This window comes from Streptomyces sp. HUAS CB01 (genome assembly GCF_030406905.1).
Classification (GTDB): domain Bacteria; phylum Actinomycetota; class Actinomycetes; order Streptomycetales; family Streptomycetaceae; genus Streptomyces; species Streptomyces chengbuensis.
In genome coordinates this window covers 5,175,189-5,197,456 of record NZ_CP129137.1, presented here as the reverse complement: position 1 = coordinate 5,197,456, position 22,268 = coordinate 5,175,189, and the positions used below count along the sequence as shown (strand labels likewise).

Genomic DNA, 22,268 nt, shown 5'->3' with positions numbered 1-22,268 from the left:
CCACATGACCTTTCAATCGATCGGGGCCCAGCGTGGAAGTTGTCATCGTCCAGGACGCCAAGGCGGGCGGGGAGCTCGTCGCGCGGGGCATCGCGGAACTGCTCCGCCGCAAGCCGGACGCACTGCTCGGGGTGGCCACCGGATCGACGCCGCTGCCCGTCTACGAGGCCCTGGCCGCCGAGGTGCGGGCCGGAGCCGTGGACGTCTCCCGGGCCCGGATAGCGCAGCTCGACGAGTACGTGGGCCTGGCCGCCGGGCACCCCGAGTCGTACCGGTCCGTGGTGCTGCGCGAGGTCGTGGAGCCGCTCGGGCTGAGCCCGGACTCGTTCATGGGCCCCGACGGCTCCGCCGAGGACGTCCAGGACGCCTGCGAGGCGTACGACGCGGCGCTTGCGGCGGCGGGGGGCGTCGACCTGCAGCTGCTGGGGATCGGCACCGACGGGCACATCGGGTTCAACGAGCCGTGCTCCTCGCTCGCCTCGCGGACGAGGATCAAGACGCTGACCGAGCAGACGCGCGTGGACAACGCGCGCTTCTTCGACGGCGACATCGAGCAGGTCCCGCACCACGTCATCACGCAGGGCATCGGCACGATCCTGGAGGCCCGGCACCTGGTGCTGCTGGCCACCGGGGAGGGCAAGGCGGAGGCGGTCGCGGCGAGCGTGGAGGGCCCCGTCGCGGCCGTGTGCCCCGCTTCGGCGCTGCAACTGCACCCGCACGCGACGGTGGTGGTCGACGAGGCCGCGGCGTCGAAGCTGAAGCTGGCGGACTACTTCCGCCACACGTACGCGAGCAAGCCGGACTGGCAGGGCCTGTAGGACCCTCGACGCCCCGGGGCCGGGCCCCTCGGGGTGACGGGGGCGGCCCCGCACACCGCCCGGGACACCCCACCCGCTCCACCGACGAACGAGCCGGCGCAACCCCTCGACGCCCCGGGGCCCGGCCCCTCGGGGAAACGGCCGCGACCCCGCACACCGCCCCGGACACCCCACCCGCTCCACCGACGAACGAGCCGGCGCAACCCCTCGACGCCCCGGGGCCCGGCCCCTCGGGGAAACGGCCGCGACCCCGCACACCGCCCCGGACACCCCACCCGCTCCACCGACGAACGAGCCGGCGCAACCCCTCGACGCCCCGGGGCCCGGCCCCTCGGCGAAACGGCCGCGACCCCGCACACCGCCCCGGACACCCCACCCGCTCCACCGACGAACGAGCCGGCGCACAGGCACCGGCACGCACGGGGTCAGCGCCGCGCCGGAGCGCCTACGGGGCCCCGGTTCCGGCCCCGGGCTCCGTGGGATGCCCGCCGGTGCGCCACCCGCCCCGCAGGAGCCGGACGCTCCGGAACGCCGAACGCCGAACGGCGGGCGCACGTCGGTCGGGGTCGGGCATCGGCCGGAGGTCGGGGTCGGGCGCAGCTCGGCGGCGACGCGGCTCGGCCCGGGCGGCGCGTGGCGCGCCGGGCCCGGGCCGAGCGCTGCGCCGCGTGGACGCGCCCGGCGACGTGCAGCCCACGGCGTGCGGCGGCGACGTGCCGGAAACCGGCGCCCCCGGAGCCCGGCCCCGGCTCCGGTCCGGGCACGGATCGGATCGGATCGGGGCGGGGGCCGCACAGGCACGAGGCCACCGGGGCATCCCCCCGTGGCCTCGTGGTGTCGCGGGACGCCGTGCGGCAACGGCCCGCGGGAACGGTGATGCCGGTCCGCCCGATGATCGGGCGAACCGGCATCGCCGTCTTCGCGACCGGTTCGACGGCCGGGTGCGGCCGTTCTCCTCCGGTGTCCGGTCGCCGTGGCGTCCGGGCCCCCGGTCCGGTGCCCGGCCGGGGCGGGGCACCGCCCGGCCCGGCCCGCCGGACACGCCCTTGCGGGGCCTTCGGGCGCGTGGTCTCAGGTTCCGGTGACAGCCTCCGCGGCCGCGATCCCGCAGACCCGGGCCGCGCCGTACGTGGCCACGTGGAGGGCTCCCCTCGGCGGTGCGGCGTCGAGGCCCATCTCCACCACGATCGTGTCCGGGCGGGCGGCGACGAGGGCGTCCAGCGACCGCGACATCCACGGGTGGCGGTGGGCGTCACGGACGACGGCCACGATGCGGCGGCCGCCGGCGGCGAGGAGGACGTCGTCGACGGCGGCGTCCGCGTAGGTTCCGGTCTCCGTACCGGGGAGGAGGCGGGAGAGTTCCGCTGCGACGCCCCACGGGGTCTCGTCACCGACGGCGATGTTGGCCACGGGCGTGAACGCGGCGACGTACGGGGCCGTGGTCAGTGGTTCGTGGGGCCGGTCCCCCACCGTCACGCGCACGGCCCGCCGCGCGGCCGTCAGGCCGATCTCGGTGCCGGGCGCGGTCCCCTCCTGTGAAGCCGCGCCCGGCTCCGATGCCGCCCCCCTGGCCCCCCTGGTCCAGTCCGCGAGCGCGCGCACCCGCGCGGCCGCGTCGACCAGTCGTTCCTCGGGCAGCTCGCCCTTGCGTACCGCGGTGACCAGCGCGTCGCGCAGTCGCAGCACGGTGTCCTCGTCGGCCAGGCCGCCGCCGACACAGATCGCGTCGGCACCGGCGGCGATCGCGAGGACACTGCCGCGCTCGATTCCGTAGACCGCGGAGATGGCCTGCATCTCCATGCCGTCGGTGACGATCAGTCCGTCGTAGCCCAGTTCCTGGCGCAGCAGTCCGGTGAGGACGTGCGGGCTCAGGGTGGCCGGGCGATCGGGGTCGAGCGCGGGTAGCAGGATATGCGCGCTCATGACGGACTTGGAACCCGCCGAGATGGCCGCCCGGAAAGGCTGCAGCTCACGGGAGTGCAACGTGGCCAACTCCACATCGATCCGGGGCAGGGCGTGGTGCGAATCGACTGCGGTGTCGCCATGCCCCGGAAAGTGCTTGGTACATGCAGCGACTCCCGCGGACTGGAGACCCCGGACGTACGCGGCGGTGTGACGGGCGACCAGGTCGGGGTCGGCCCCGAAGGAACGCACCCCGATGACCGGATTGTCCGAGTTCGAGTTGACATCGGCCGATGGCGCCCAGTTGAGGTCCACCCCGCACTCGGCGAGCCGGCGGCCGAGCTCCGCGGCCACCGCCCGGGTCAGCTCGACGTCGTCCACCGACCCGAGCGCGTAGTTGCCGGGGAAGGAGGAGCCGGTGCGGACCTCCAGCCGCGTGACGTCGCCACCCTCCTCGTCGATCGCGACGAGGACGTCCTCGCGCTCGGCCCGCAACTGGGCCGTGAGAGCGGCGAGCTGGCCGGGCGAGGTGATGTTGCGGCCGAACAACCCGACCGAGGAGAGCCCTTCGCCGATCCTGCGCAGCAGCCAGTCGGGGGCGGTGGTGCCGACGAAGCCGGGCTGCAGCACGGCCAGGGCGTCACGGGTGAGCGTGTCGGTGCGGTCCACGAGCGTTGTCATGAAAGGCGTCATCCCTTCACTGCGCCGGCCGTCAGACCCGCGGCCATCTTGCGCTGGACGAGGAGGAAGAGGATCACGATGGGGACGGCCATCATCGTGGCGCCGGCCATCATCGGCGCGTACTCGGTGCCGTGCTTGGTGGTGAAGTTGCCGAGCCAGACGGTGGCGGTCTGGTTCTGCTGGCTCATCAGCATCAGGGCGTACAGGTACTCGTTCCACGCCTGGATGAAGCCGTACACGGACGTGGCCACCATGCCCGGGGCGAGCAGCGGGAAGACCACCCGCACGAAGGCGCCGGTGCGGGTGCACCCGTCGACCATGGCCGCCTCCTCCAGCTCCTTGGGGATGTTGACGATGAACCCGCGCAGCGTCCACACCGTGAAGGGCAGGATGAAGGTCAGGTACGTGATGATCAGGCCGGTGAGCTTGTCGTACTGACCGAGGTCGTTCAGGAGCAGGAAGACCGGGATGATCATCGCTACGAGCGGGACCATCTGGACGGCCAGGATGCCCACGATCACGATCTTGCGGCCGCGGAAGGCGAAGCGCGAGATCGCCAGCGCCGCCAGCATGCCGACCACGATGCCGATGAGCACCACGACCAGCGAGACGACGAGGCTGCGGCCGACCGGGCCCCAGAAGTCGGCGACGTCGAAGGCCCGCGAGAAGTTCTCCAGGGTGAACGTCTTCGGGAAGAAGTGCGGGTCCGGGTCGATCGCGTCCTTCGCGGGCTTGAAGGCCGTGTTGAGCATCCAGTAGACGGGGAAGCCCGCGGTGACGAAGACGAGCAGACCGAGCAGGTTCCAGCCGAGTCTGCCGCGGCCGGGCCTGCCGGGCCGGCTCAGGGCGGCGCTCTTGGTCACGGCGCTCACTCGACTTCTCCGATCTTGAGCATCTGGCGCATGTAGACGGCGACCACGCCGAGCAGCAGGACGACCGTCACCAGGGCGATCGCCGAGCCGCCGCCGTAGTCGTTGACCACGAAGGCCTTGTCGTACGAGTACGTCGTCAGCAGCTGGAACTCGGCCTCCGGGTGGCCGTTGCGCATCACGAAGACCTGCGGGAAGACGCCCATGTCCCAGATGACGGAGAGCGTCGTGAGCATGACGATGATGGGCTTGAGCACCGGCAGGGTGACGTAGCGGAAGACGCCCCACGACCCGGCGCCGTCGAGCCGGGCGGCCTCCTCGAGCTCCTTGGGCACCTGGGTGAGTCCCGCGCTGAGCGTGATGACCACGAAGGGGACGGCGCCCCACACGACGAGCAGCATGATGACGGCGAGGCCCTGCGGGCCGCTGGCGAACCAGTTGTGCCCGATCATGTCGACCCCCGGCAGCCTGCTGAGCAGCCAGTTGAGGACGCCGTAGTCGGTGTCGAACAGCCATTTGAAGATGGCTGTGGCGACGATGATCGGCATGCCCCAGCTGGCCACGAGCGCGATGTTGACGAGGGTCTTCACCCAGCCGGACACGCGCTGCAGCAGCAGGGCCACCAGCATGCCCAGGACCATGGTGAGGATGACCGCGCCGCCGGCGAAGACGACCGTCCGGACGACGACCGCCCAGAACTCCCCGTCGCCGAGGATCTTGGTGAAGTTGGCGAATCCGACCGACTCGGGCTCCTGGAAGCCCCACAGCTGCGGCTGCCCGAACTTCTGGAAGGAGAGGGCGACCAGCCGGGCCAGCGGATAGCCGAGGACGAGCAGCAGGACGAGCAGGCAGGGGGCGAGCAGGGTCCACGGGAGCGCGGCCCCGCCGCCCGGGCGCCGCGGCACGGCCGGCCTCCCGGCTCCCCCGGTCCCCCCGCCGGCGCCCGGGACGGTTGACGGCCGCGTCGGCGGCACCTTGGCAGTGGTTGTGTCTGCGGCACTCATGGGGCGCTCCTAGCGGTCCCTCTCCTCGTACGGGAGCAGGGCCCCGTCGTCCGACGACGGGGCCCTGCCGGAAGGTCACTTGGTGTTGATGACCTTGTCGATCGCCTCGTCGGCGGCCTTCGCGGCCTCCTCGACCGACTTCTTGCCGGTGCCGATCTCCTGGAGCATCGTCTTCAGGGTCTGGGCCTTCTCCACCTGGCCCCAGCCCGGTGCCATCGGGACGAACCAGTTGGACTCGGCGGCCGTGGCCGGGACGACCGTCTTCGGGTCGTTCTTCAGCGTCGCCAGGTCCGTCTTGTTGTTGGGCAGGTTGCCCTTGGCGAGCAGGCCCTTCTGGCCCTGGGCTCCGGTGAAGGCGTTGATCCACTCGGCCGCGACGCCCTGCGCCTTGGACTTGACCGGGATGGCGAGGTCGGAGCCGCCGAGGAAGACGGGGAGCGGCTGACCGGACGGGCCGGGCATCACGAAGGTCTCGAGCTTGTCGGCGAGTTTGCCGACCTTGTCCGTCTCCGGGGCCGCGGCGGCACCGCCCTCCCACGCCGCGCCGAAGATGGCGGCCGAGTTGCCCTGGCCGAAGACGATGTGACGGTCGGACTCGTCCTTCGTCTTGTCGCCGTGCATGTACTTGTCGAGGATCGACTTGTACTCGTTGAGGCCCTTGACGGACTCGGGCGAGGAGAGGTTCGCCTTCCACTGGCCGCCCTCGTTCTCGGCGATGGAGCCGCCGGCGCCGTAGACGAACGACATCGCGGCGTACCAGTCGGGCGAAGGCTGGTACCAGGCGCTGAACTTGGCGCCCTTCTTCTTCTGGATCTTGTCCAGGGCGGCGGTCAGCTCGGCGTACGTCTTCGGCGTGGCCTTCACGCCGACCTCGGCGGCGATGTCCTTGCGCCAGGTGCCGACACGGCCACCGGCGTAGTACGGGACGCCGTACGTCTTGCCTTCGTAGGTGACGGACTCCTTGAGGCCGTCGAGCCAGGCGTCGGACTGGTCGAACTGCTTCGGGTCGACCTCGGCGAAGGCGCCCTTGACCATGTAGCCGAGCATCTCGGTGTTGCCCATCTCGACCACGTCGGGCGCCTTGTCGGTGGCGAGGACGGCGTCGAGCTTGGCGTTCTTGTCCGGCCAGCCGTAGTACTCGTGCTTGATCTTGATGCCGGGGTGCTTCTTCACGACCGCCTCGTCGGCGGCCTTCACCAGCTCGGGCCAGTTGTTCTGGGCGTCGACCGTCAGCCAGACGGTGAGCTCCTTGACGTCCGCCCCCGCCTTGTCCCCGCCCTTGTCGCCGTCACCACACGCGGCAAGACCGACCATCATGCCCGCGACGCCGATCGCCGCGATGAGCTTGCGCTTCACGCCACCCTCCTCAGGGATGCTGCAACCCCCCGCCCACCGCGAGGACATACGGAGCCATACGCCGAGTACTGCTCGTGGGGCTGGGACTTGGTCTTTAATGGTTTAGACCAGTACCCGGGAGCTTGGCCTAGACCTTTAGGGGTGTCAAGGGTGTATAAGAAGGGCTGTCGTGTCCGTTATCGGACCGACACCTGAGGGAGGGCGACGACCCGTGACCGGACCGTGCCACCATGTGAGCCGCAAGCAACGGAGGAGCCGGTGACGGCAGCACCACACGAGTCGGGAAGGCAGGCCATGGCCACGGACGGGGCCGGCACCGAGCCGGAGAACGGGACGGCGACCCGGACCGCGCGCGTGCCCAAGTACTACCGGCTCAAAAGGCACTTGCTCGACATGACGGAGACGCTGCCGCCCGGCACGCCCGTCCCGCCTGAGCGCACGCTCGCGGCCGAGTTCGACACCTCGCGCACGACGGTGCGTCAGGCACTGCAGGAACTCGTCGTCGAGGGACGCCTGGAGCGCATCCAGGGCAAGGGCACGTTCGTCGCCAAGCCCAAGGTCTCCCAGGCGCTGCAGCTGACCTCGTACACCGAGGACATGAAGGCACAGGGCCTGGAGCCCACGTCGCAGCTGCTGGACATCGGCTACGTGACGGCCGACGACACCCTCGCCGGACTGCTGGACATCGCGCCGGGCGGGCGGGTGCTCCGCATCGAACGCCTCCGGCTGGCGAGCGGCGAACCGATGGCGATCGAGACCACGCACCTGTCGGCCAAGCGCTTCCCCGCGCTGCGCCGGTCGCTGGTGAAGTACACGTCGCTCTACACCGCGCTGGCCGAGGTGTACGACGTCCACCTCGCCGAGGCCGAGGAGACGATCGAGACCTCACTGGCCACCCCCCGAGAGGCCGGGCTGCTCGGTACGGACGTCGGCCTGCCGATGCTGATGCTCTCCCGGCACTCGCTGGACGCGAACGGCGAGCCCGTGGAGTGGGTGCGCTCGGTCTACCGGGGCGACCGCTACAAGTTCGTCGCCAGGCTGAAGCGGCCGGAGGCCGGCTGAGCCTCCGCACGGGCGCCGGCGGAGGCCGTGGTCACCCCAGGGGTGGCCACGGCCTCCGCCGTCCCGCTCCGCGCAGTGGCCTCCCGCAGGACCGCCGCGGCAGTCGTTGCCGTACCGATATGTGAGCCGGGGGTGACGCTGGCGGAACCGTCGCCTAGATTGCCTGCGCGTTACAGGTGATCACGACGGGACGGGAGCCACACCATGGCCGAGCCGGCACCATCGAACACAACCACGCGGAGAACCACTCCGCAGTCCATCGGAGTCTGGGTACTCGTCGCGCTGGTGGGCGCGGCCGGCTGGAGCGTGCTCGCCCTCTCACGGGGCGAGGAGGTCTCCGCCGTCTGGATGCTGGCCGCCGCGCTCGGCTCGTACGCCATCGCCTACCGGTTCTACGCACGCTTCATCCAGTACCGCGTCCTCAAGGCCGACAGGACCCGCGCCACCCCCGCGGAACGGCTGGACAACGGTGTCGACTTCCACCCGACCGACCGGCGGGTGCTCTTCGGCCACCACTTCGCGGCGATCGCCGGAGCCGGACCGCTCGTCGGCCCGATCCTCGCCGCCCAGATGGGTTACCTGCCGGGCACGATCTGGATCATCGTCGGAGTGATCTTCGCCGGTGCCGTGCAGGACATGGTCACCCTGTTCTTCTCCACCCGCCGGGACGGCCGCTCGCTCGGCCAGATGGCGCGGGACGAGATCGGCCCCTTCGGCGGCGTCGCGGCCCTGATCGCCGTCTTCGCCATCATGATCATCCTGCTGGCGGTGCTGGCGCTGGTGATCGTCAACGCCCTGGCGCACTCCCCGTGGGGTGTCTTCTCCATCGGCATGACGATCCCGATCGCCCTGTTCATGGGCGTCTACCTGCGCACCCTGCGGCCGGGCAAGGTCACCGAGGTGTCGGTCATCGGCGTCGCGCTGCTGCTGCTCGCCATCGTCGCGGGCGGCTGGGTCGCCGACTCCTCCCTCGCGGGCTTCTTCACCCTGGAGCCGGGCACGCTGGTCATCTGGATGGTGATCTACGGGTTCCTGGCCTCCGTGCTCCCCGTCTGGCTGCTGCTGGCGCCGCGCGACTACCTGTCCACCTTCATGAAGGTCGGCACGATCGTGCTGCTCGCGCTGGGCGTGGTCATCGCGCTGCCGACGCTGAAGATGCCGGCGGTGACCGAGTTCGCGGGCAGCGGCCAGGGCCCGGTCTTCGCGGGCTCGCTGTTCCCGTTCGTCTTCATCACCATCGCGTGCGGTGCCCTCTCCGGCTTCCACTCCCTGGTCTCCTCGGGCACCACCCCGAAGATGATCCAGAAGGAGACCCAGGTCCGGATGATCGGCTACGGCGCCATGCTGACCGAGTCGTTCGTCGCGGTCATGGCGATGATCTGCGCCTGCATCCTCGACCCGGGCCTGTACTTCGCCATCAACTCCCCCGCCGGGGTCATCGGCACCACGGTGGACTCCGCGTCCCAGGCCGTGGCGAACCTCGGGTTCACCGTCACCCCGGAGCAACTGGCCCAGGCGGCGAAGGACGTCGAGGAGGCGAGCCTGCTCTCCCGTACGGGTGGTGCGCCGACCTTCGCCCTCGGCATGTCGGAGATCTTCTCCGCGGTCATCGGCGGCGCCGGGCTGAAGGCGTTCTGGTACCACTTCGCGATCATGTTCGAGGCGCTCTTCATCCTCACCACGGTCGACGCGGGCACCCGGGTCGGGCGCTTCATGCTCCAGGACATGCTGGGCAACGTCTACAAGCCGATGCGGCAGGTCAGTTGGAAGCCCGGCGTCTGGTTCGCGAGCGCGGTCGTCGTCGGCGGCTGGGGCTACTTCCTCTGGGTCGGCGTGCACGACCCGCTCGGCGGCATCAACCAGCTCTTCCCGCTCTTCGGCATCGCCAACCAGCTGCTCGCGGCCGTCGCCCTCGCCGTCTGCACCACGCTGCTGGTGAAGTCCGGACGCCTCAAGTGGGCCTGGGTGACGGCCGTCCCGCTCGCCTGGGACGCCACCGTCACCCTCACCGCCAGCTGGCAGAAGATCTTCTCCAGCGACCCGAAGGTGGGCTTCTTCGCCCAGCGCGACAAGTACCAGGCGGGCATCGAGTCCGGCGAGGTGCTTGCTCCGGCGAAGTCGATGGACGACATGCACACCATCGTCACCAACTCGACCGTCGACGGCGTGCTCTGCGCGCTGTTCGCCCTCCTCATCGTCGTGGTCCTGGCCGACGCCGCCAGGGTGTGCTTCACGGCGATCAGCAAGCCGGACACCGTCCGGCTCGCCGAGGTTCCGTACGTCGAGTCGAAGCTGGTCGCACCGGCCGGGCTGTTCGCCACCAAGGCGGAGAAGGCGGAGCTCGCCGCCGTCGGCGCCGGCGCACCGGACCACGCGTCGGCCGGCACCTCGGACCACGAGGCCGCCGGAAGCGGCAAGGGCTGAGTACGGTGACGGTCATGACGGCGGTGAGCGGAGTGCGGCGCGCGGTGGACTGGGTCCGCTGGTACGTGCGCGAGGTCTCGGGCGAGACGGTGTACGACCGTTATGTGGCCCACGCCCGTTCGCACGACCCCGACGCGAAGGTGATGACCCGCCGCGAGTTCGAGCGCTGCCGCATGGACGAGCGGGAGGCGGACCCCCGCAAGGGATTCCGCTGCTGCTGACCGCGCACAGCGACGGACGCCCACGGGCCTCCGCGCTTCCCTCCGGGGAGGACGCGGGGGCCCGTCGCCGTGTCCGTGCGGCACCCGGCCGTTGCCGGCACGGCGGTCGCGGCGGACCACGAGGGCCATGACGGAACCCGGGGAGAATGCGGGAACACGAGGGGCGGTTCGTCGGCGGGGTGCCGCCCCCGGCGGGTGGCGGAAACACCCGGAGGTGGCCGGAAACCCTTGCCCCGCCCGCCGCCCCGGCCGGCCGACGCCCGGAAGCTCCGAGCGGGTCACGACACAACATGTGGGGGGTTCCGCAACTCACCGCCCCCACATGTATGCTCATGCTCGCTGTCGCCGCAGGGGAATCCGGTGCGAATCCGGAACTGTCCCGCAACGGTGTAAGGGTGTGCGCGGGTCCGCTCCAGGGCCTCGTACGTCCGTGAGTCCGAGGACCTGCCGACGGTGCGCCCGGACCGTCCGGCCCGGGTGCCCAGACGTCCGGGCCTCGCGGAAAAGGCCGGTGGACGCGGTCCGCCCTGCCCGGGTGTGCGTCCGTGCCCCCTGCCCCGCCGGCCCCAGCCGAGCGAGGGAGAGCACCCCGTGACCATCGCGCCGCCCGATCCTGCTGCAGCACAGCTCGCCGACGGACCAGGCACCGCGCTCCTGCGGACCCTGACCGAGCTCACCGCCGACCTGCCCGACGCCGACCCCGGCCGGGTCGCCGCCGCCGCCCTCCGCGGCCGGCACGCGGGCTCGGACGAGGCCGAACTGCGCGAACTGGCGACCGAGGCGGCCGCCGGTCTGATCTCCGAGGACCCGGCGTACTCCCGGCTCGCGGCCCGGCTGCTCACCCTCACCATCGCGGAGGAGGCGGCCGGGCAGGGAGCGACCGCGTTCTCCGCCTCCATCGCCGTCGGCAGCCGCGAGGGACTGATCGCGGACCGCACGGCCGCCTTCGTCCACGCCCACACCCAGCGCCTCGACTCGCTGGTCGACCCGGCCGCCGACGACCGCTTCGGCTACTTCGGACTGCGCACCCTCTACAGCCGCTACCTGCTCCGGCACCCGATCACCCGCAAGGTCGTCGAGACGCCGCAGTACTTCATGCTGCGCGTCGCCTGCGGTCTCGCCGAGGACGAGTCCCTGCGGGCGCTGGACGAAGTGGCCTCCCTGTACGGGCTGATGAGCCGCCTCGACTATCTGCCGTCGTCCCCGACGCTCTTCAACTCCGGCACGCGGCACCCCCAGATGTCGTCCTGCTACCTGCTGGACTCGCCCCTGGACGAGCTGGACTCCATCTACGAGCGCTACCACCAGGTGGCACGTCTCTCGAAGCACGCGGGCGGCATCGGCCTGTCGTACTCCCGCATCCGCTCCCGAGGTTCGCTCATCCGGGGCACCAACGGCCACTCCAACGGCATCGTGCCGTTCCTGCGCACGCTGGACTCGTCGGTGGCGGCCGTCAACCAGGGCGGCCGGCGCAAGGGCGCGGCCTGCGTCTACCTGGAGACCTGGCACGCGGACATCGAGGAGTTCCTGGAACTGCGCGACAACACGGGCGAGGAGGCGCGTCGCACGCACAACCTCAACCTGGCGCACTGGATCCCCGACGAGTTCATGCGCCGGGTGAACGCCGACGCCGACTGGTCGCTGTTCTCCCCCGCCGACGTGCCCGACCTCGTGGACCTGTGGGGCGAGGACTTCGACATCGCCTACCGCCGGGCGGAGGAGGCCGGGCTCGCCCGCCGCACCATCCCCGCCCGTGAGCTCTACGGGCGCATGATGCGCACCCTCGCCCAGACCGGAAACGGCTGGATGACCTTCAAGGACGCGTCCAACCGCACGGCCAACCAGACGGCGGAGCCCGGCGCCGTGGTCCACTCCTCCAACCTCTGCACCGAGATCATCGAGGTCACCGACGACGGCGAGACCGCCGTCTGCAACCTCGGCTCGGTCAACCTCGGCGCGTTCGTCGTGCGGGACGCCGCCGACGGCGAGGACGTGATCGACTGGGAGCGGCTGGACGACACCGTCCGTACCGCCGTGACCTTCCTCGACCGGGTCGTCGACATCAACTTCTACCCGACCGAGCAGGCCGGCCGCTCCAACGCCAAGTGGCGCCCGGTGGGCCTCGGCGCCATGGGCCTCCAGGACGTGTTCTTCAGCCTGCGCCTGCCCTTCGACTCCGCCGAGGCGCAGTCCCTGTCGACGCGGATCGCCGAGCGGATCATGCTGGCCGCCTACGAGGCGTCCTGCGACCTCGCCGAGCGCAACGGGCCCCTCCCTGCCTGGGAGCGGACGCGTACGGCCCGCGGCGTGCTGCACCCTGACCACTACGACACGGAGCTCGCCTGGCCCGAGCGCTGGGCCGCACTGCGCGAACGCGTCGCCACCACCGGCATGCGCAACTCGCTGCTGCTCGCCATCGCGCCGACCGCCACGATCGCCTCGATCGCCGGTGTGTACGAGTGCATCGAGCCGCAGGTCTCCAACCTCTTCAAGCGCGAGACGCTGTCGGGCGAGTTCCTCCAGGTGAACTCCTACCTGGTGGACGAACTGAAGAAGCTGGGGGTGTGGGACGCGCAGACCCGTGAGGCGCTGCGCGACTCCGGAGGGTCGGTGCAGGGCCTGAACTGGATCCCGGCGGAGGTCCGGCAGCTGTACCGCACCGCGTGGGAGATCCCCCAGCGCGGCCTGATCGACATGGCGGCGGCCCGCACCCCGTTCCTCGACCAGTCGCAGTCGCTGAACCTGTTCATGGAGACGCCGACCATCGGCAAGCTCTCCTCGATGTACGCGTACGCCTGGAAGCAGGGCCTGAAGACCACGTACTACCTGCGCTCGCGCCCCGCCACCAGGATCGCCCGGGCCGCCTCGGGCGCGGCGCCGGCCGCCACCATCCCCGTCCAGCAGGCCGCCGACCCCGACGCCGTGGCCTGCTCGCTGGAGAACCCGGAGTCCTGCGAGGCCTGCCAGTAACTCCGCCCCCCGCTCCCCGCACACCACCTCTGGAGGACGGCGCCCCGCGCCGACTGCTATGAACGACAAGAACCTGCTCGACCCGGGCTTCGAGCTGACGCTGCGCCCGATGCGCTACCCGGACTTCTACGACCGCTACCGGGACGCCATCAAGAACACGTGGACGGTGGAGGAGGTCGACCTCCACTCGGACGTGGCCGACCTCGCCAAGCTCACCCCGGGCGAGCAGCACCTGATCGGCCGTCTGGTCGCCTTCTTCGCGACCGGCGACTCGATCGTCGCGAACAACCTGGTGCTGACGCTGTACAAGCACATCAACTCCCCCGAGGCGCGCCTGTACCTCTCGCGGCAGCTCTTCGAGGAGGCCGTGCACGTCCAGTTCTATCTGACGCTGCTCGACACCTACCTGCCCGACCCGGAGGACCGCGCCGCCGCCTTCGCAGCGGTGGAGAACATCCCGTCGATCCGGGAGAAGGCCCGGTTCTGCTTCCGGTGGATGGACTCGGTCGAGAAGATCGACCGGCTGGAGACGCAGGCCGACCGCCGCCGCTTCCTGCTGAACCTGATCTGCTTCGCGGCCTGCATCGAGGGGCTGTTCTTCTACGGGGCCTTCGCCTACGTGTACTGGTTCCGTTCGCGGGGGCTGCTGCACGGGCTGGCGACCGGGACGAACTGGGTCTTCCGGGACGAGACCATGCACATGAACTTCGCGTTCGAGGTCGTGGACACGGTCCGCAAGGAGGAGCCGGAGCTCTTCGACGACGCGCTCGGGCAGCAGGTCACGGACATGCTGAAGGAGGCCGTCGAGGCGGAGCTGCAGTTCGCCCGCGACCTGTGCGGCGACGGTCTGCCCGGCATGAACACCGAGTCGATGCGCGAGTACCTGGAGTGCGTCGCCGACCAGCGGCTGACCCGGCTCGGCTTCGCCCCGGTGTTCGGCTCCCGGAACCCCTTCTCCTTCATGGAGCTGCAGGGTGTGCAGGAGCTGACGAACTTCTTCGAGCGCCGGCCGTCGGCGTACCAGGTCGCCGTGGAGGGCACGGTCGACCTGGACGAGGACTTCTGAGGGCGCCTCCCGGCGGAGCCGGGTGAGCGCGGGCGGGCGCCCGGACCACGGATCGGTCCGGGCGCCCGCCCGTGTCGTCGTCACGGCGCTCCGCCCGGCGCAGCTCGCGGTCGGTCCTCCGGTCGCGGGCATGGCCGAGGAGCGCGGGAAGGGCGACGAGGAGGAGGAGTCCGCCGGCGGTCAGATGGTCGAGGACGCTTTTCATGTAATTCACTGTCGCGGGCCCGGCACGGAAAAGTCAGTGGCAGGACTGTCGACAACCGTCGAATTACTGCCACACTCGGCCCATGCTGGAGAATGTGGCGGCCGTCGTGCTCGACGGCGTGCACTGCTTCGAACTCGGGGTGCTCTGCGAGGTGTTCGGCCTCGACCGCAGCGACGACGGGCTGCCCGTCCACGACTTCGCCGTCGTCTCGGCCGAGGGCCGCCGGCTGAGGACCCACGCGGGCTTCACCGTGGAGGTGGAGCACGGCCTGGAGCGGCTGGCGGAGGCCGATCTCGTCGCCGTGCCGACCGGCAGCGACTACACGTCGCGCGACTATCCCGAGCCACTGCTCGCGGCTCTCCGCGACGCCGTCGACCGCGGCGCCCGGGTCCTCTCCGTCTGCACCGGCGCCTTCGTGCTGGGTGCCGCGGGACTGCTCGACGGGCGCCGCTGCACCACCCACTGGCGGCACGCGGACGCGCTGGCCCTGCGCCACCCGAGGGCGCGGGTGGACGCCGACGTGCTGTACGTGGACGAGGGGCCGGTGGTCACCTCGGCCGGCACCGCCGCCGCCGTCGACGCCTGCCTCCATCTGGTGCGCCAGGAGCACGGCCCGGAGGTCGCCAACACCATCGCGCGGCGGATGGTCGTCCCCCCGCACCGGGACGGCGGCCAGGCGCAGTACGTCGAGCGGCCCCTGCCGCGGAGCCGCTGCGACACCGTCGGCGAGGTGCTCGCGTGGATGGAACGGCATCCGGACCGGGAGATGACCGTGGAGCAGCTCGCGGGGCGGGCGCACATGGCGCCGCGGACCTTCGCCCGCCGCTTCCTGCAGGAGACGGGCACGACGCCGTACCGCTGGCTCCTGCGCCGGCGCGTGCTGCTGGCGCAGGAGTTGCTGGAGGCGACGGACGAGACGGTGGAGGCGATAGCGGGCCGGGCGGGTTTCGGCAATGCCGCGGCCCTGCGCCACCACTTCCTGCGGACGCTGGGGACGACGCCGAACGCGTACCGGAGGACCTTCCGCGGCCCCGTCCGTGCCGCCTGAGCCCCGCGGTTCAGATCCCGCAGCCGGACGCCGACCAGAAGCGGCTCGCACGGTGGTCGACGTGGGCGTGGTCGCTGTGGCCCGGGTAGCCGGGGCCCAGGATGCCGTTGAAGCCGTGGTTGCGGGCCTGCTGGGCGAGGGTGCACAGCGAGTGCGGGCCGGCGCCCAGGTCCGCCGCGTCGCCGTAGAGATGCCGGCTGGACGACGCACCGCCGACCGCGTCGTTGCAGGCGTGGGAGCGGAAGCCGCTGGTCACCCGGAGGGGCTGGTCGCCGAGCGCGTGCCGCATGGCCTCGAGCTTCCACATCGTGCGCAGGGCGTTGGACCTGGCGGTGGCGGCGCTCACCGCGCCCCCTGCCCAGGTGGAGTTGCAGTTGTTCAGTTCGGCGTAGCTGAAGTGGACGGGGGTGCAGTCGTCGTCCTGGAGGGCGTAGATCTTGCTGAAGGTGGCGGGGCCGGCGACACCGTCGGCGGCGAGGCCGTAGGCGGACTGGAAGCGCTTGACGGCGGCCGTGGTGGCCGGGCCGTAGTCCCCGTCGACGGCCAGGACCGCCCCGTGACCGGGATAGCCGGCGACACGGATCTGGAGCTGGGTGACGTCGGCGCCCGTGGCGCCCTGGGAGAGGGTGCGGGACCAGGTGTAGCAGCCGTCGGCGTGCGCGGTGCCGGCGGTGGCCACGACCCCGCCCAGCGATGCAACCATGAGCATGACAAACGACAGCAGGAGTCGAGCGGTACGTCTGGACATCGGCCCTCCATGACGGGTCCACCGGATGAGGGAGTGCACGCCCGAGACTGACGTGACGGTCGACGCGCGTCAACAGGGCCCGGGGAGATGACATTTGTCGGCCCATTGGCGGTAACGGCCGCGCCCCGCACCGGTGTTCGGTGCGGGGCGCGGACAAGCGCTTGCGGAGCGCGCGACGGCCGAAGGGCGGGTCAGTCGTTGGGCACGGTCTCGTAGCGCGGCGTACCCTCCGCCATCTGCCGCAGCGCGTCCTTGCGGTCCCGCTTCGACAGCCGATCGATGTAGAGCCGGCCGTACAGATGGTCCGTCTCGTGCTGCAGGCAGCGCGCGAAGTAGCCCGTGCCGCGCACCTTGATGGGCTTGCCCTCGGCGTCCTGGCCGTGCACCTCGGCGTAGTCCGGGCGGGCGAGCGAGGCGTACGCCGTCGGGACCGACAGGCAGCCCTCGTTGGAGTCGTCGAGGACCCGGCGCTCCGGCGGCAGCTCCTGCAGCACCGGGTTGCACACGGCGCCCACGTGGCGCACGCCCTCGTCGTCCGGGCAGTCGTAGACGAAGACCTTGAGGTCCACGCCGATCTGGTTGGCGGCCAGGCCCACACCCTCCGCCGCCCGCTGGCTGGCGAACATGTCGTCGATCAGCGCCGCGAGCTTGTCGTCGAACTCGGTGACCTCCTGGCACTCCCTGTGGAGCACCGGGTTGCCGACGACGGTGATGGGACGGGCACTGCCGCGCTCGCGGTGAGCCCGCTCGCGCTCCTCGCAGTCCTCCGTGTCGACGACGAAGCCGTCGTTGATCTGCTCGTCCGTCTCCTGCTGCGCCATTTCCGCCGTAAGCCTTCCTCAAAACCGTCTCGATGACCCGTACAGCCTACGGCCCTGCGGCAGTGGTCAGCAGACTTCCTCGAGATCGCGCCACTCGCGGCTGTCGGGACTGTCGGCCACCCAGCCGTCGAGCAGACCGCGGACGAGCGCGGCGGGGGCGGCGATTCCGCACTCCCGCTCCGGCACCCAGAGCTCACCGGCCGTGCGGTGTCCCAGCGGGCCCGGGTGGCCCGGCTCGCTGTGGTCGTGCGGGTCCAGGTGCTCCCCGTCCCCCTCGGCGCTGGGCATCACGCCCTCGGAACAGGCCCGGCACAGCAGCCGCACCGACGAGGACCAGTCCTCGGCCGCGAACCCGGCGTCGGCGGCCAGTTGCTCCAGCGCGTCCCGGTCCTCCTCGGTCGCGGCCTCCAGCAGCACCACCCAGGTCGGCACGGGCGAGGGCGCCCAGAGCTCGATCTCGTCGAAGACGGGGAAGCTGTGTCCCGCGGCGGTGGTGCGTTCGCCGTGCGGGACGCCGTCATGGAGGACGACCTCGCCCCAGCGCCGGCCGGACGACGGCAGCGGGATCGACAGCACCTCTATCCGTGCGGGGTCGAGCCTGCGGCCCCACACGACCTCGGCCTCGCCCTCGGGCGACAGCCGTACGGCGGCACTGCCCAGCTCCATCCCGACGGGCTCCGCGCCCGCCGCGGCCGCCCCGCCGCCCGCGGACCGGGGACCGCCGGGCACCTTCAGCCCGTACGCCTGCCAGGCACGCCGGGCCAGCGGCCAGTCCTGCAGGGCCGTGGCGGCGATCCCCACGTTCCACCAGTCGGGGGCGCCCGTCTCCTTGTCCAGCAGGGCGACGGCCCGCAGGCCCGCGGCGCGGGCCTGCTCCCAGTCGTGACGGAACTTGTGGAGGAGTGCGAGGTTGAACCAGGACTCGGAGAGCCAGGGCTCCAGGTCCGCCGCGCGCGTGAGCAGCGCGCCCGCGTCCTCGTACCGGCCGTCGCCGATCAGCGTGAACGCGCGGTCGGTGGCCTGCCGCCAAGAGGCGGAGGGCCGATGCCGTACCTTCCCGAAGATCCTCACGATTCCCGCCTGCCGGTCGCTCGGGTCATTGCCCCCGGACACTGCCTCAGTGTCTGTGTGCCGATATCTCTCAGTGGTCCTTCTTTCGCATCCAACCATGCCCGGTCGGACGCCCGCTCATTACCCATGGGTTACCCAGGCTGAGCGGGACCGAGACCCCCGCGCGACAGCACACGGGCCAGGGACTCCACGACCTCCGGGTGGTGGTCGTGCGCGGTTCCCAGCCGGAGCTGCTCCAGTGCGGCGAGGGTGCTTCCCGCGCTCTCACCGGTGAGATCGTCGTACGCGTTGACGGTGCGGACGATACGGGCGGGCAGCGACTGCTCGCGGTACGGGTCCGCCTGCCGCTCCACGACCACGGCGACGGCCCGCGGCACCCCGGTCTGGCGGACGACGGCACCGCCCAGCAGGGCGATCCTGCGCTGCTCCTGCGCCGGCAGCAGGGCGGTCGCCCCGTCCGGCACGGGATCCACCAGGGAGAGCTGGCCGATGTCGTGCATCAGCGCCGCGTACTCCAGGACGGTCAGGTCCGGCCCGGAGAGCCCCAGCTCCCGGCCGACCGCGGCGCTCAGGGCCGCGACCCTGTGCGCGTGCCCGTGGGGCGTGTAGCCGGCGATCTCGGTCGCCCGTGCGAGTGAGGCGATGGTCTGCCGGTACGTCGTACGGACCGCCGCGAACCGGCGGAACGACAACTGCGTGAGCAGCAGCGGCAGACAGAACACCGGCAGCGCCCACAGCCCGGCGACGGCCGTGCCGAGCGCCATGACGGCCCCGGTCGCGCAGACCGCGGAGCCGATGCCGGGGAGCGAGCGCAGTTCCTCGCGCAGCAGCGGCCCGAAGGGGTAGCGGGTGCGGGCCCGCACCATCAGGGCGGCGAGCACGGCGTCGCACAGGGCGGTGAGCACCGGCACGAGCAGCATCACCAGGGCGTGACCGGGTCCGGTCGCGAGGGCTTCCACGGGGGCGCCCGGACCGTGGAGGGGCTGGACGCAGACCGCGGCGAACGTGACCGTGATCACCCTGCGGGCCACGTGGTCCAGCACCGGGCCCCGGCCGCGGGCGACGTGCGGGACGGCGCCGGCGAGGGCGCCGGCCGTGACGACGGCCACGACCTGCGGGACGCCGTGCGTGGTGGCCTGTCCGGCGTTCTCGGCGAGCAGGGCGTAGGCGAGCCCGCCCGCGGCACCGAGCGGGGCCGGTTCCCGCTCCCCCGGCAGGGCTCCCCAGCGGGCGAGTTCCCCCGCCGCGATCAGCAGTCCGAAGGCCAGGGCGACCACGGGTTCCGCGACCCCGTGCCACCCGGTCCACCCCAGCCCGGCGGCGGCGAGCACGGCCGCCGCCGCGTGGACGCCGGTGACGACGCCGGGCGCCCGCGCCTTCATCCGCCCCGCCGGTGCCGGGCGGCCGGCGCCGCCTTCCGCGGGGCCCCGGCGTCCGCCCGCCCGCGCGGTGGCTGGGCGGGCACGGCGGGTTCGTCCGCCGTGACGGCGGTCTCCCAGCCGTGGCGGTCCAGGGCGCGGACGAGGGCCCGGACCATCCGGGGGTCGAACTGGGTCCCCGCGCACCGCTTGAGCTCCTCGACCGCGGTCGGCACGGGCCGCGCCCTGCTGTACGAACGGGTCGAGGTCATGGCGTCGAAGGCGTCGGCCACGGCCACGACGCGGGCGACCTCCGGGATCTGGCGTCCGGCGAGACCGTACGGGTAGCCGCTGCCGTCGAGCCGCTCGTGGTGGTGGAGGATCGCGGCACGGGCCTCGCCGAGGAAACCGATGCCGCGGACGATCTCGTGCCCGTACTCGGGGTGCAGCTCGATCACCCGGCGTTCCTCGGGGGTCAGCGGGCCGTCCTTGCGGAGCACCCGGGTGGGGACGCCGAGCTTGCCCACGTCGTGGAGGATGCCCGCGAAGCGGAGCACTTCGAGCCGTTCCTCGTCCATGCCCAGCTCGCGGGCGATCAGCACGCTCGCCCGTCCCACCCGCTCGCTGTGGCCGCGGGTGTAGCGGTCCTTGATGTCGACAGCCTGGACGAGCGCGCGGATGGTGGACCGGTGGGCGCCCTGCTCGCGGTGGTACTGCGCGAAGACCCAGCAGGAGATGTACGTGGGCAGCAGCACGAACAGCGCGGCGGGGGGACCGTACGGGCTCCGCCACAGGACCGCCGTCATCAGCCCCGCCAGTCCGTGCACGAGGTGCGGACCGAGCGAATCCGGCAGCAGCCCGCGCCAGGCGGCCCGGAGCGGCACCCGCTCGGCGGTGGCGAGGATGCCCCCGTCGAGCGCGGCCACGACCAGGCAGAACGTCAGCGCCGCGGCACCGGCGGGGACCAGGGCGTACGGAAGGGCGGGGCCCTCCAGGGCGGCGGGACCGCCGCACAGGGCCGCCGCACCGGACGCGGCCCCGGCCGCCACGGCGAGCCGGGCGGCCCGCCAGACCCGCCGGACTCCTCCGGGGCGCTGCTCCACACGGGCGAGCAGGGCGCCCGGCAGCGCGGCGAGCACGGCGCCGGCGGGCGGCAGCAGCAGCGCGGCGGCGAGCAGGACGGGGAAGAACGATCCGGCGCCGACCGGTACGGGCGCGCCGGGCATCCGCCCCGGGAAGGGCCAGCGGCCCGGCGCCTCGCACAGGGCGTAGAGCCCGGCCAGCAGCACCACGGTGGTCCAGGGCGTGTCCGCCCCGGGACGCACGGCGGGCAGGGCGCACACTCCGGCGCCCACCACAACGCACAGGATGTACGCGCGTGCCGTACCGGGAATGCGTCTCACCCGCCGTCAGCCTCCTCGGCAGCCCCAAACAGAGCGTCAGGCTAGCGAGTTGTCCGCGTCAGGGCGTTCGGTTGCGGCCGATTGGCACCATCGGGTGACAGGGTGCGCGCGGGTGCCCGTGCGGGCGGGCGGGGAACCACCGGGGCCGGGTACGGCGAAGGGGCGCGACCCCACGGGACCGCCCCTGTGTCCGCTCGCCGGCCGGGCCGGCTACTCGGCGGGACTCGGCACGTCCGCCGGACCCGCCGTCACGTCGTGGTCGGGCACGGCCTCGCCGGCCCTGATGAGCTCGATCCGCCCCATGACCTTGGCCCGCAGGTCCACGGGCACGTCGTCATGACCGCAGCAGCGCTTGACGAGCTTCTTCACCGCCTGCTCCAGGCCGTACTTCTCCAGGCACGGCGAGCACTCCTCGAAGTGCACCTCGAACTTGGTGCAGTCGGCATCGGGCATCTCACGGTCGAGGAACTCGTAGAGATGGTCGAGCACCTCCGCGCAGTCAGTCTCGTGCGGCTCTCCGCAGCTCATGAGCCCGCGCCTTTCCGATCGTTCGTCGACTCCCCGGCGCCCGCGGGAACGAGCCCGCGCTCACGGGCGTAGTCCTCGAGCATGCCGCGCAGCTGGCGGCGGCCACGGTGCAGTCGGGACATCACCGTACCGATGGGTGTCCCCATGATGTCCGCGATCTCCTTGTACGCAAAGCCCTCGACGTCGGCCAGATAGACGGCGATGCGGAACTCCTCCGGGATCGCCTGCAGGGCCTCCTTGACGTCGGAGTCCGGCAGGTGGTCGAGTGCCTGGGACTCGGCCGAGCGCAGACCGGTCGACATGTGCGACTCGGCGCGGGCGAGCTGCCAGTCCTCGATCTCCTCGGCGGCACTGCGCTGCGGTTCGCGCTGCTTCTTGCGGTACGAGTTGATGAAGGTGTTCGTGAGGATGCGGTACATCCACGCCTTGAGGTTCGTGCCCTCACGGAACTGGTGGAACGAACCGTAGGCCTTCGCGTACGTCTCCTGTACGAGGTCCTCGGCGTCCGCCGGATTGCGCGTCATGCGCAGCGCGGCCGAGTACATCTGGTCGAGGTAGCCGAGAGCGTCCCGCTCGAACCGCGCGTTGCGCTCGGCGGCCGTCTCTTCCGTGTGGCCGTCGTCGGTCCCAGTGACCGGACCCACCTCCTCCAACGCTGTGGCGAGGCCGAGACCGGACCCGCTCGAATCGGAGGATAGACGACCAACCGCTCC

The 22,268-nt window shown here is 71.7% G+C and carries 18 protein-coding genes and 1 riboswitch; of the genes, 7 read left to right on the top strand and 11 right to left on the bottom strand.

The window, feature by feature from the left end; genetic code table 11:
* The first annotated feature begins 32 nt into the window (after positions 1-32).
* Positions 33-818 carry a glucosamine-6-phosphate deaminase gene (gene nagB, locus QRN89_RS23095; RefSeq protein WP_290351297.1) on the top strand — a complete coding sequence of 262 codons (786 nt, stop codon included), beginning with the start codon at positions 33-35 and terminating at the stop codon, positions 816-818.
* 1,071 nt (positions 819-1,889) lie between these two features.
* Here nagB and QRN89_RS23090 read toward each other — a convergent pair.
* The 4 genes from QRN89_RS23090 to QRN89_RS23075 form a co-directional block, all read right to left on the bottom strand.
* A complete protein-coding gene (locus QRN89_RS23090; protein ID WP_290351296.1) occupies positions 1,890-3,401 on the bottom strand; it encodes a glycoside hydrolase family 3 protein in 1,512 nt (503 codons plus the stop codon).
* Between the two features lie 8 nt (positions 3,402-3,409).
* Entirely contained in the window at positions 3,410-4,273 is an 864-nt protein-coding gene (locus QRN89_RS23085; protein ID WP_290351295.1) for a carbohydrate ABC transporter permease, read from the bottom strand.
* The gene (locus QRN89_RS23080) at positions 4,270-5,274 is read right to left on the bottom strand and encodes a carbohydrate ABC transporter permease (RefSeq protein WP_290351294.1); all 1,005 of its coding nucleotides are present in this window, start codon (positions 5,272-5,274) and stop codon (positions 4,270-4,272) included. Before QRN89_RS23080 ends, QRN89_RS23085 begins: the two co-directional genes overlap by 4 nt.
* Before the next feature lie 75 nt (positions 5,275-5,349).
* Positions 5,350-6,630: an extracellular solute-binding protein gene (locus QRN89_RS23075; protein ID WP_290351293.1), complete on the bottom strand. Its 1,281-nt coding sequence runs from the start codon at positions 6,628-6,630 to the stop codon at positions 5,350-5,352.
* Positions 6,631-6,924: 294 nt separating this feature from the next.
* Here QRN89_RS23075 and QRN89_RS23070 point away from each other — a divergent pair, with 294 nt between their 5' ends.
* The 6 genes from QRN89_RS23070 (at position 6,925) to QRN89_RS23045 (ending at position 15,626) form a co-directional block, all read left to right on the top strand.
* Positions 6,925-7,692 carry a GntR family transcriptional regulator gene (locus QRN89_RS23070; RefSeq protein ID WP_290353825.1) on the top strand — a complete coding sequence of 256 codons (768 nt, stop codon included), beginning with the start codon at positions 6,925-6,927 and terminating at the stop codon, positions 7,690-7,692.
* A gap of 204 nt (positions 7,693-7,896) precedes the next feature.
* The gene (locus QRN89_RS23065) at positions 7,897-10,116 is read left to right on the top strand and encodes a carbon starvation CstA family protein (RefSeq protein WP_290351292.1); all 2,220 of its coding nucleotides are present in this window, start codon (positions 7,897-7,899) and stop codon (positions 10,114-10,116) included.
* Positions 10,117-10,130: 14 nt separating this feature from the next.
* A complete protein-coding gene (locus QRN89_RS23060) occupies positions 10,131-10,337 on the top strand; it encodes a YbdD/YjiX family protein (protein ID WP_290351291.1) in 207 nt (68 codons plus the stop codon).
* A gap of 326 nt (positions 10,338-10,663) precedes the next feature.
* Positions 10,664-10,803, top strand: a riboswitch (cobalamin riboswitch).
* Positions 10,804-10,928: 125 nt separating this feature from the next.
* The gene (locus QRN89_RS23055; RefSeq protein ID WP_290351290.1) at positions 10,929-13,307 is read left to right on the top strand and encodes a ribonucleoside-diphosphate reductase subunit alpha; all 2,379 of its coding nucleotides are present in this window, start codon (positions 10,929-10,931) and stop codon (positions 13,305-13,307) included.
* 58 nt (positions 13,308-13,365) lie between these two features.
* The gene (locus tag QRN89_RS23050) at positions 13,366-14,373 is read left to right on the top strand and encodes a ribonucleotide-diphosphate reductase subunit beta (RefSeq protein ID WP_290351289.1); all 1,008 of its coding nucleotides are present in this window, start codon (positions 13,366-13,368) and stop codon (positions 14,371-14,373) included.
* Positions 14,374-14,660: 287 nt separating this feature from the next.
* A complete protein-coding gene (locus tag QRN89_RS23045; protein WP_290351288.1) occupies positions 14,661-15,626 on the top strand; it encodes a helix-turn-helix domain-containing protein in 966 nt (321 codons plus the stop codon).
* A gap of 10 nt (positions 15,627-15,636) precedes the next feature.
* On the opposite strand, the gene QRN89_RS23040 is transcribed toward QRN89_RS23045, so the two are convergent.
* The 7 genes from QRN89_RS23040 to QRN89_RS23010 all read right to left on the bottom strand — a co-directional run bounded on the left by QRN89_RS23040 (position 15,637) and on the right by QRN89_RS23010 (position 22,199).
* Positions 15,637-16,374 (bottom strand): D-Ala-D-Ala carboxypeptidase family metallohydrolase, encoded by a 738-nt coding sequence (locus tag QRN89_RS23040; RefSeq protein ID WP_290351287.1) that lies wholly within the window; start codon positions 16,372-16,374, stop codon positions 15,637-15,639.
* Between the two features lie 191 nt (positions 16,375-16,565).
* The gene (def, locus tag QRN89_RS23035) at positions 16,566-17,195 is read right to left on the bottom strand and encodes a peptide deformylase (protein ID WP_290351286.1); all 630 of its coding nucleotides are present in this window, start codon (positions 17,193-17,195) and stop codon (positions 16,566-16,568) included.
* Between the two features lie 66 nt (positions 17,196-17,261).
* The gene (locus QRN89_RS23030) at positions 17,262-18,266 is read right to left on the bottom strand and encodes a tetratricopeptide repeat protein (protein ID WP_290353824.1); all 1,005 of its coding nucleotides are present in this window, start codon (positions 18,264-18,266) and stop codon (positions 17,262-17,264) included.
* 131 nt (positions 18,267-18,397) lie between these two features.
* Positions 18,398-19,648 carry an HD-GYP domain-containing protein gene (locus tag QRN89_RS23025; RefSeq protein ID WP_290351285.1) on the bottom strand — a complete coding sequence of 417 codons (1,251 nt, stop codon included), beginning with the start codon at positions 19,646-19,648 and terminating at the stop codon, positions 18,398-18,400.
* Positions 19,645-21,027 carry an HD-GYP domain-containing protein gene (locus tag QRN89_RS23020; protein WP_290351284.1) on the bottom strand — a complete coding sequence of 461 codons (1,383 nt, stop codon included), beginning with the start codon at positions 21,025-21,027 and terminating at the stop codon, positions 19,645-19,647. Before QRN89_RS23020 ends, QRN89_RS23025 begins: the two co-directional genes overlap by 4 nt.
* Positions 21,028-21,237: 210 nt before the next feature.
* Positions 21,238-21,555 carry a mycothiol system anti-sigma-R factor gene (gene rsrA, locus QRN89_RS23015; protein WP_017947122.1) on the bottom strand — a complete coding sequence of 106 codons (318 nt, stop codon included), beginning with the start codon at positions 21,553-21,555 and terminating at the stop codon, positions 21,238-21,240.
* The gene (locus QRN89_RS23010; RefSeq protein ID WP_384076183.1) at positions 21,552-22,199 is read right to left on the bottom strand and encodes a sigma-70 family RNA polymerase sigma factor; all 648 of its coding nucleotides are present in this window, start codon (positions 22,197-22,199) and stop codon (positions 21,552-21,554) included. The genes rsrA and QRN89_RS23010 overlap by 4 nt, the downstream gene beginning before the upstream one ends.
* Between the last annotated feature and the right edge of the window lie 69 nt (positions 22,200-22,268).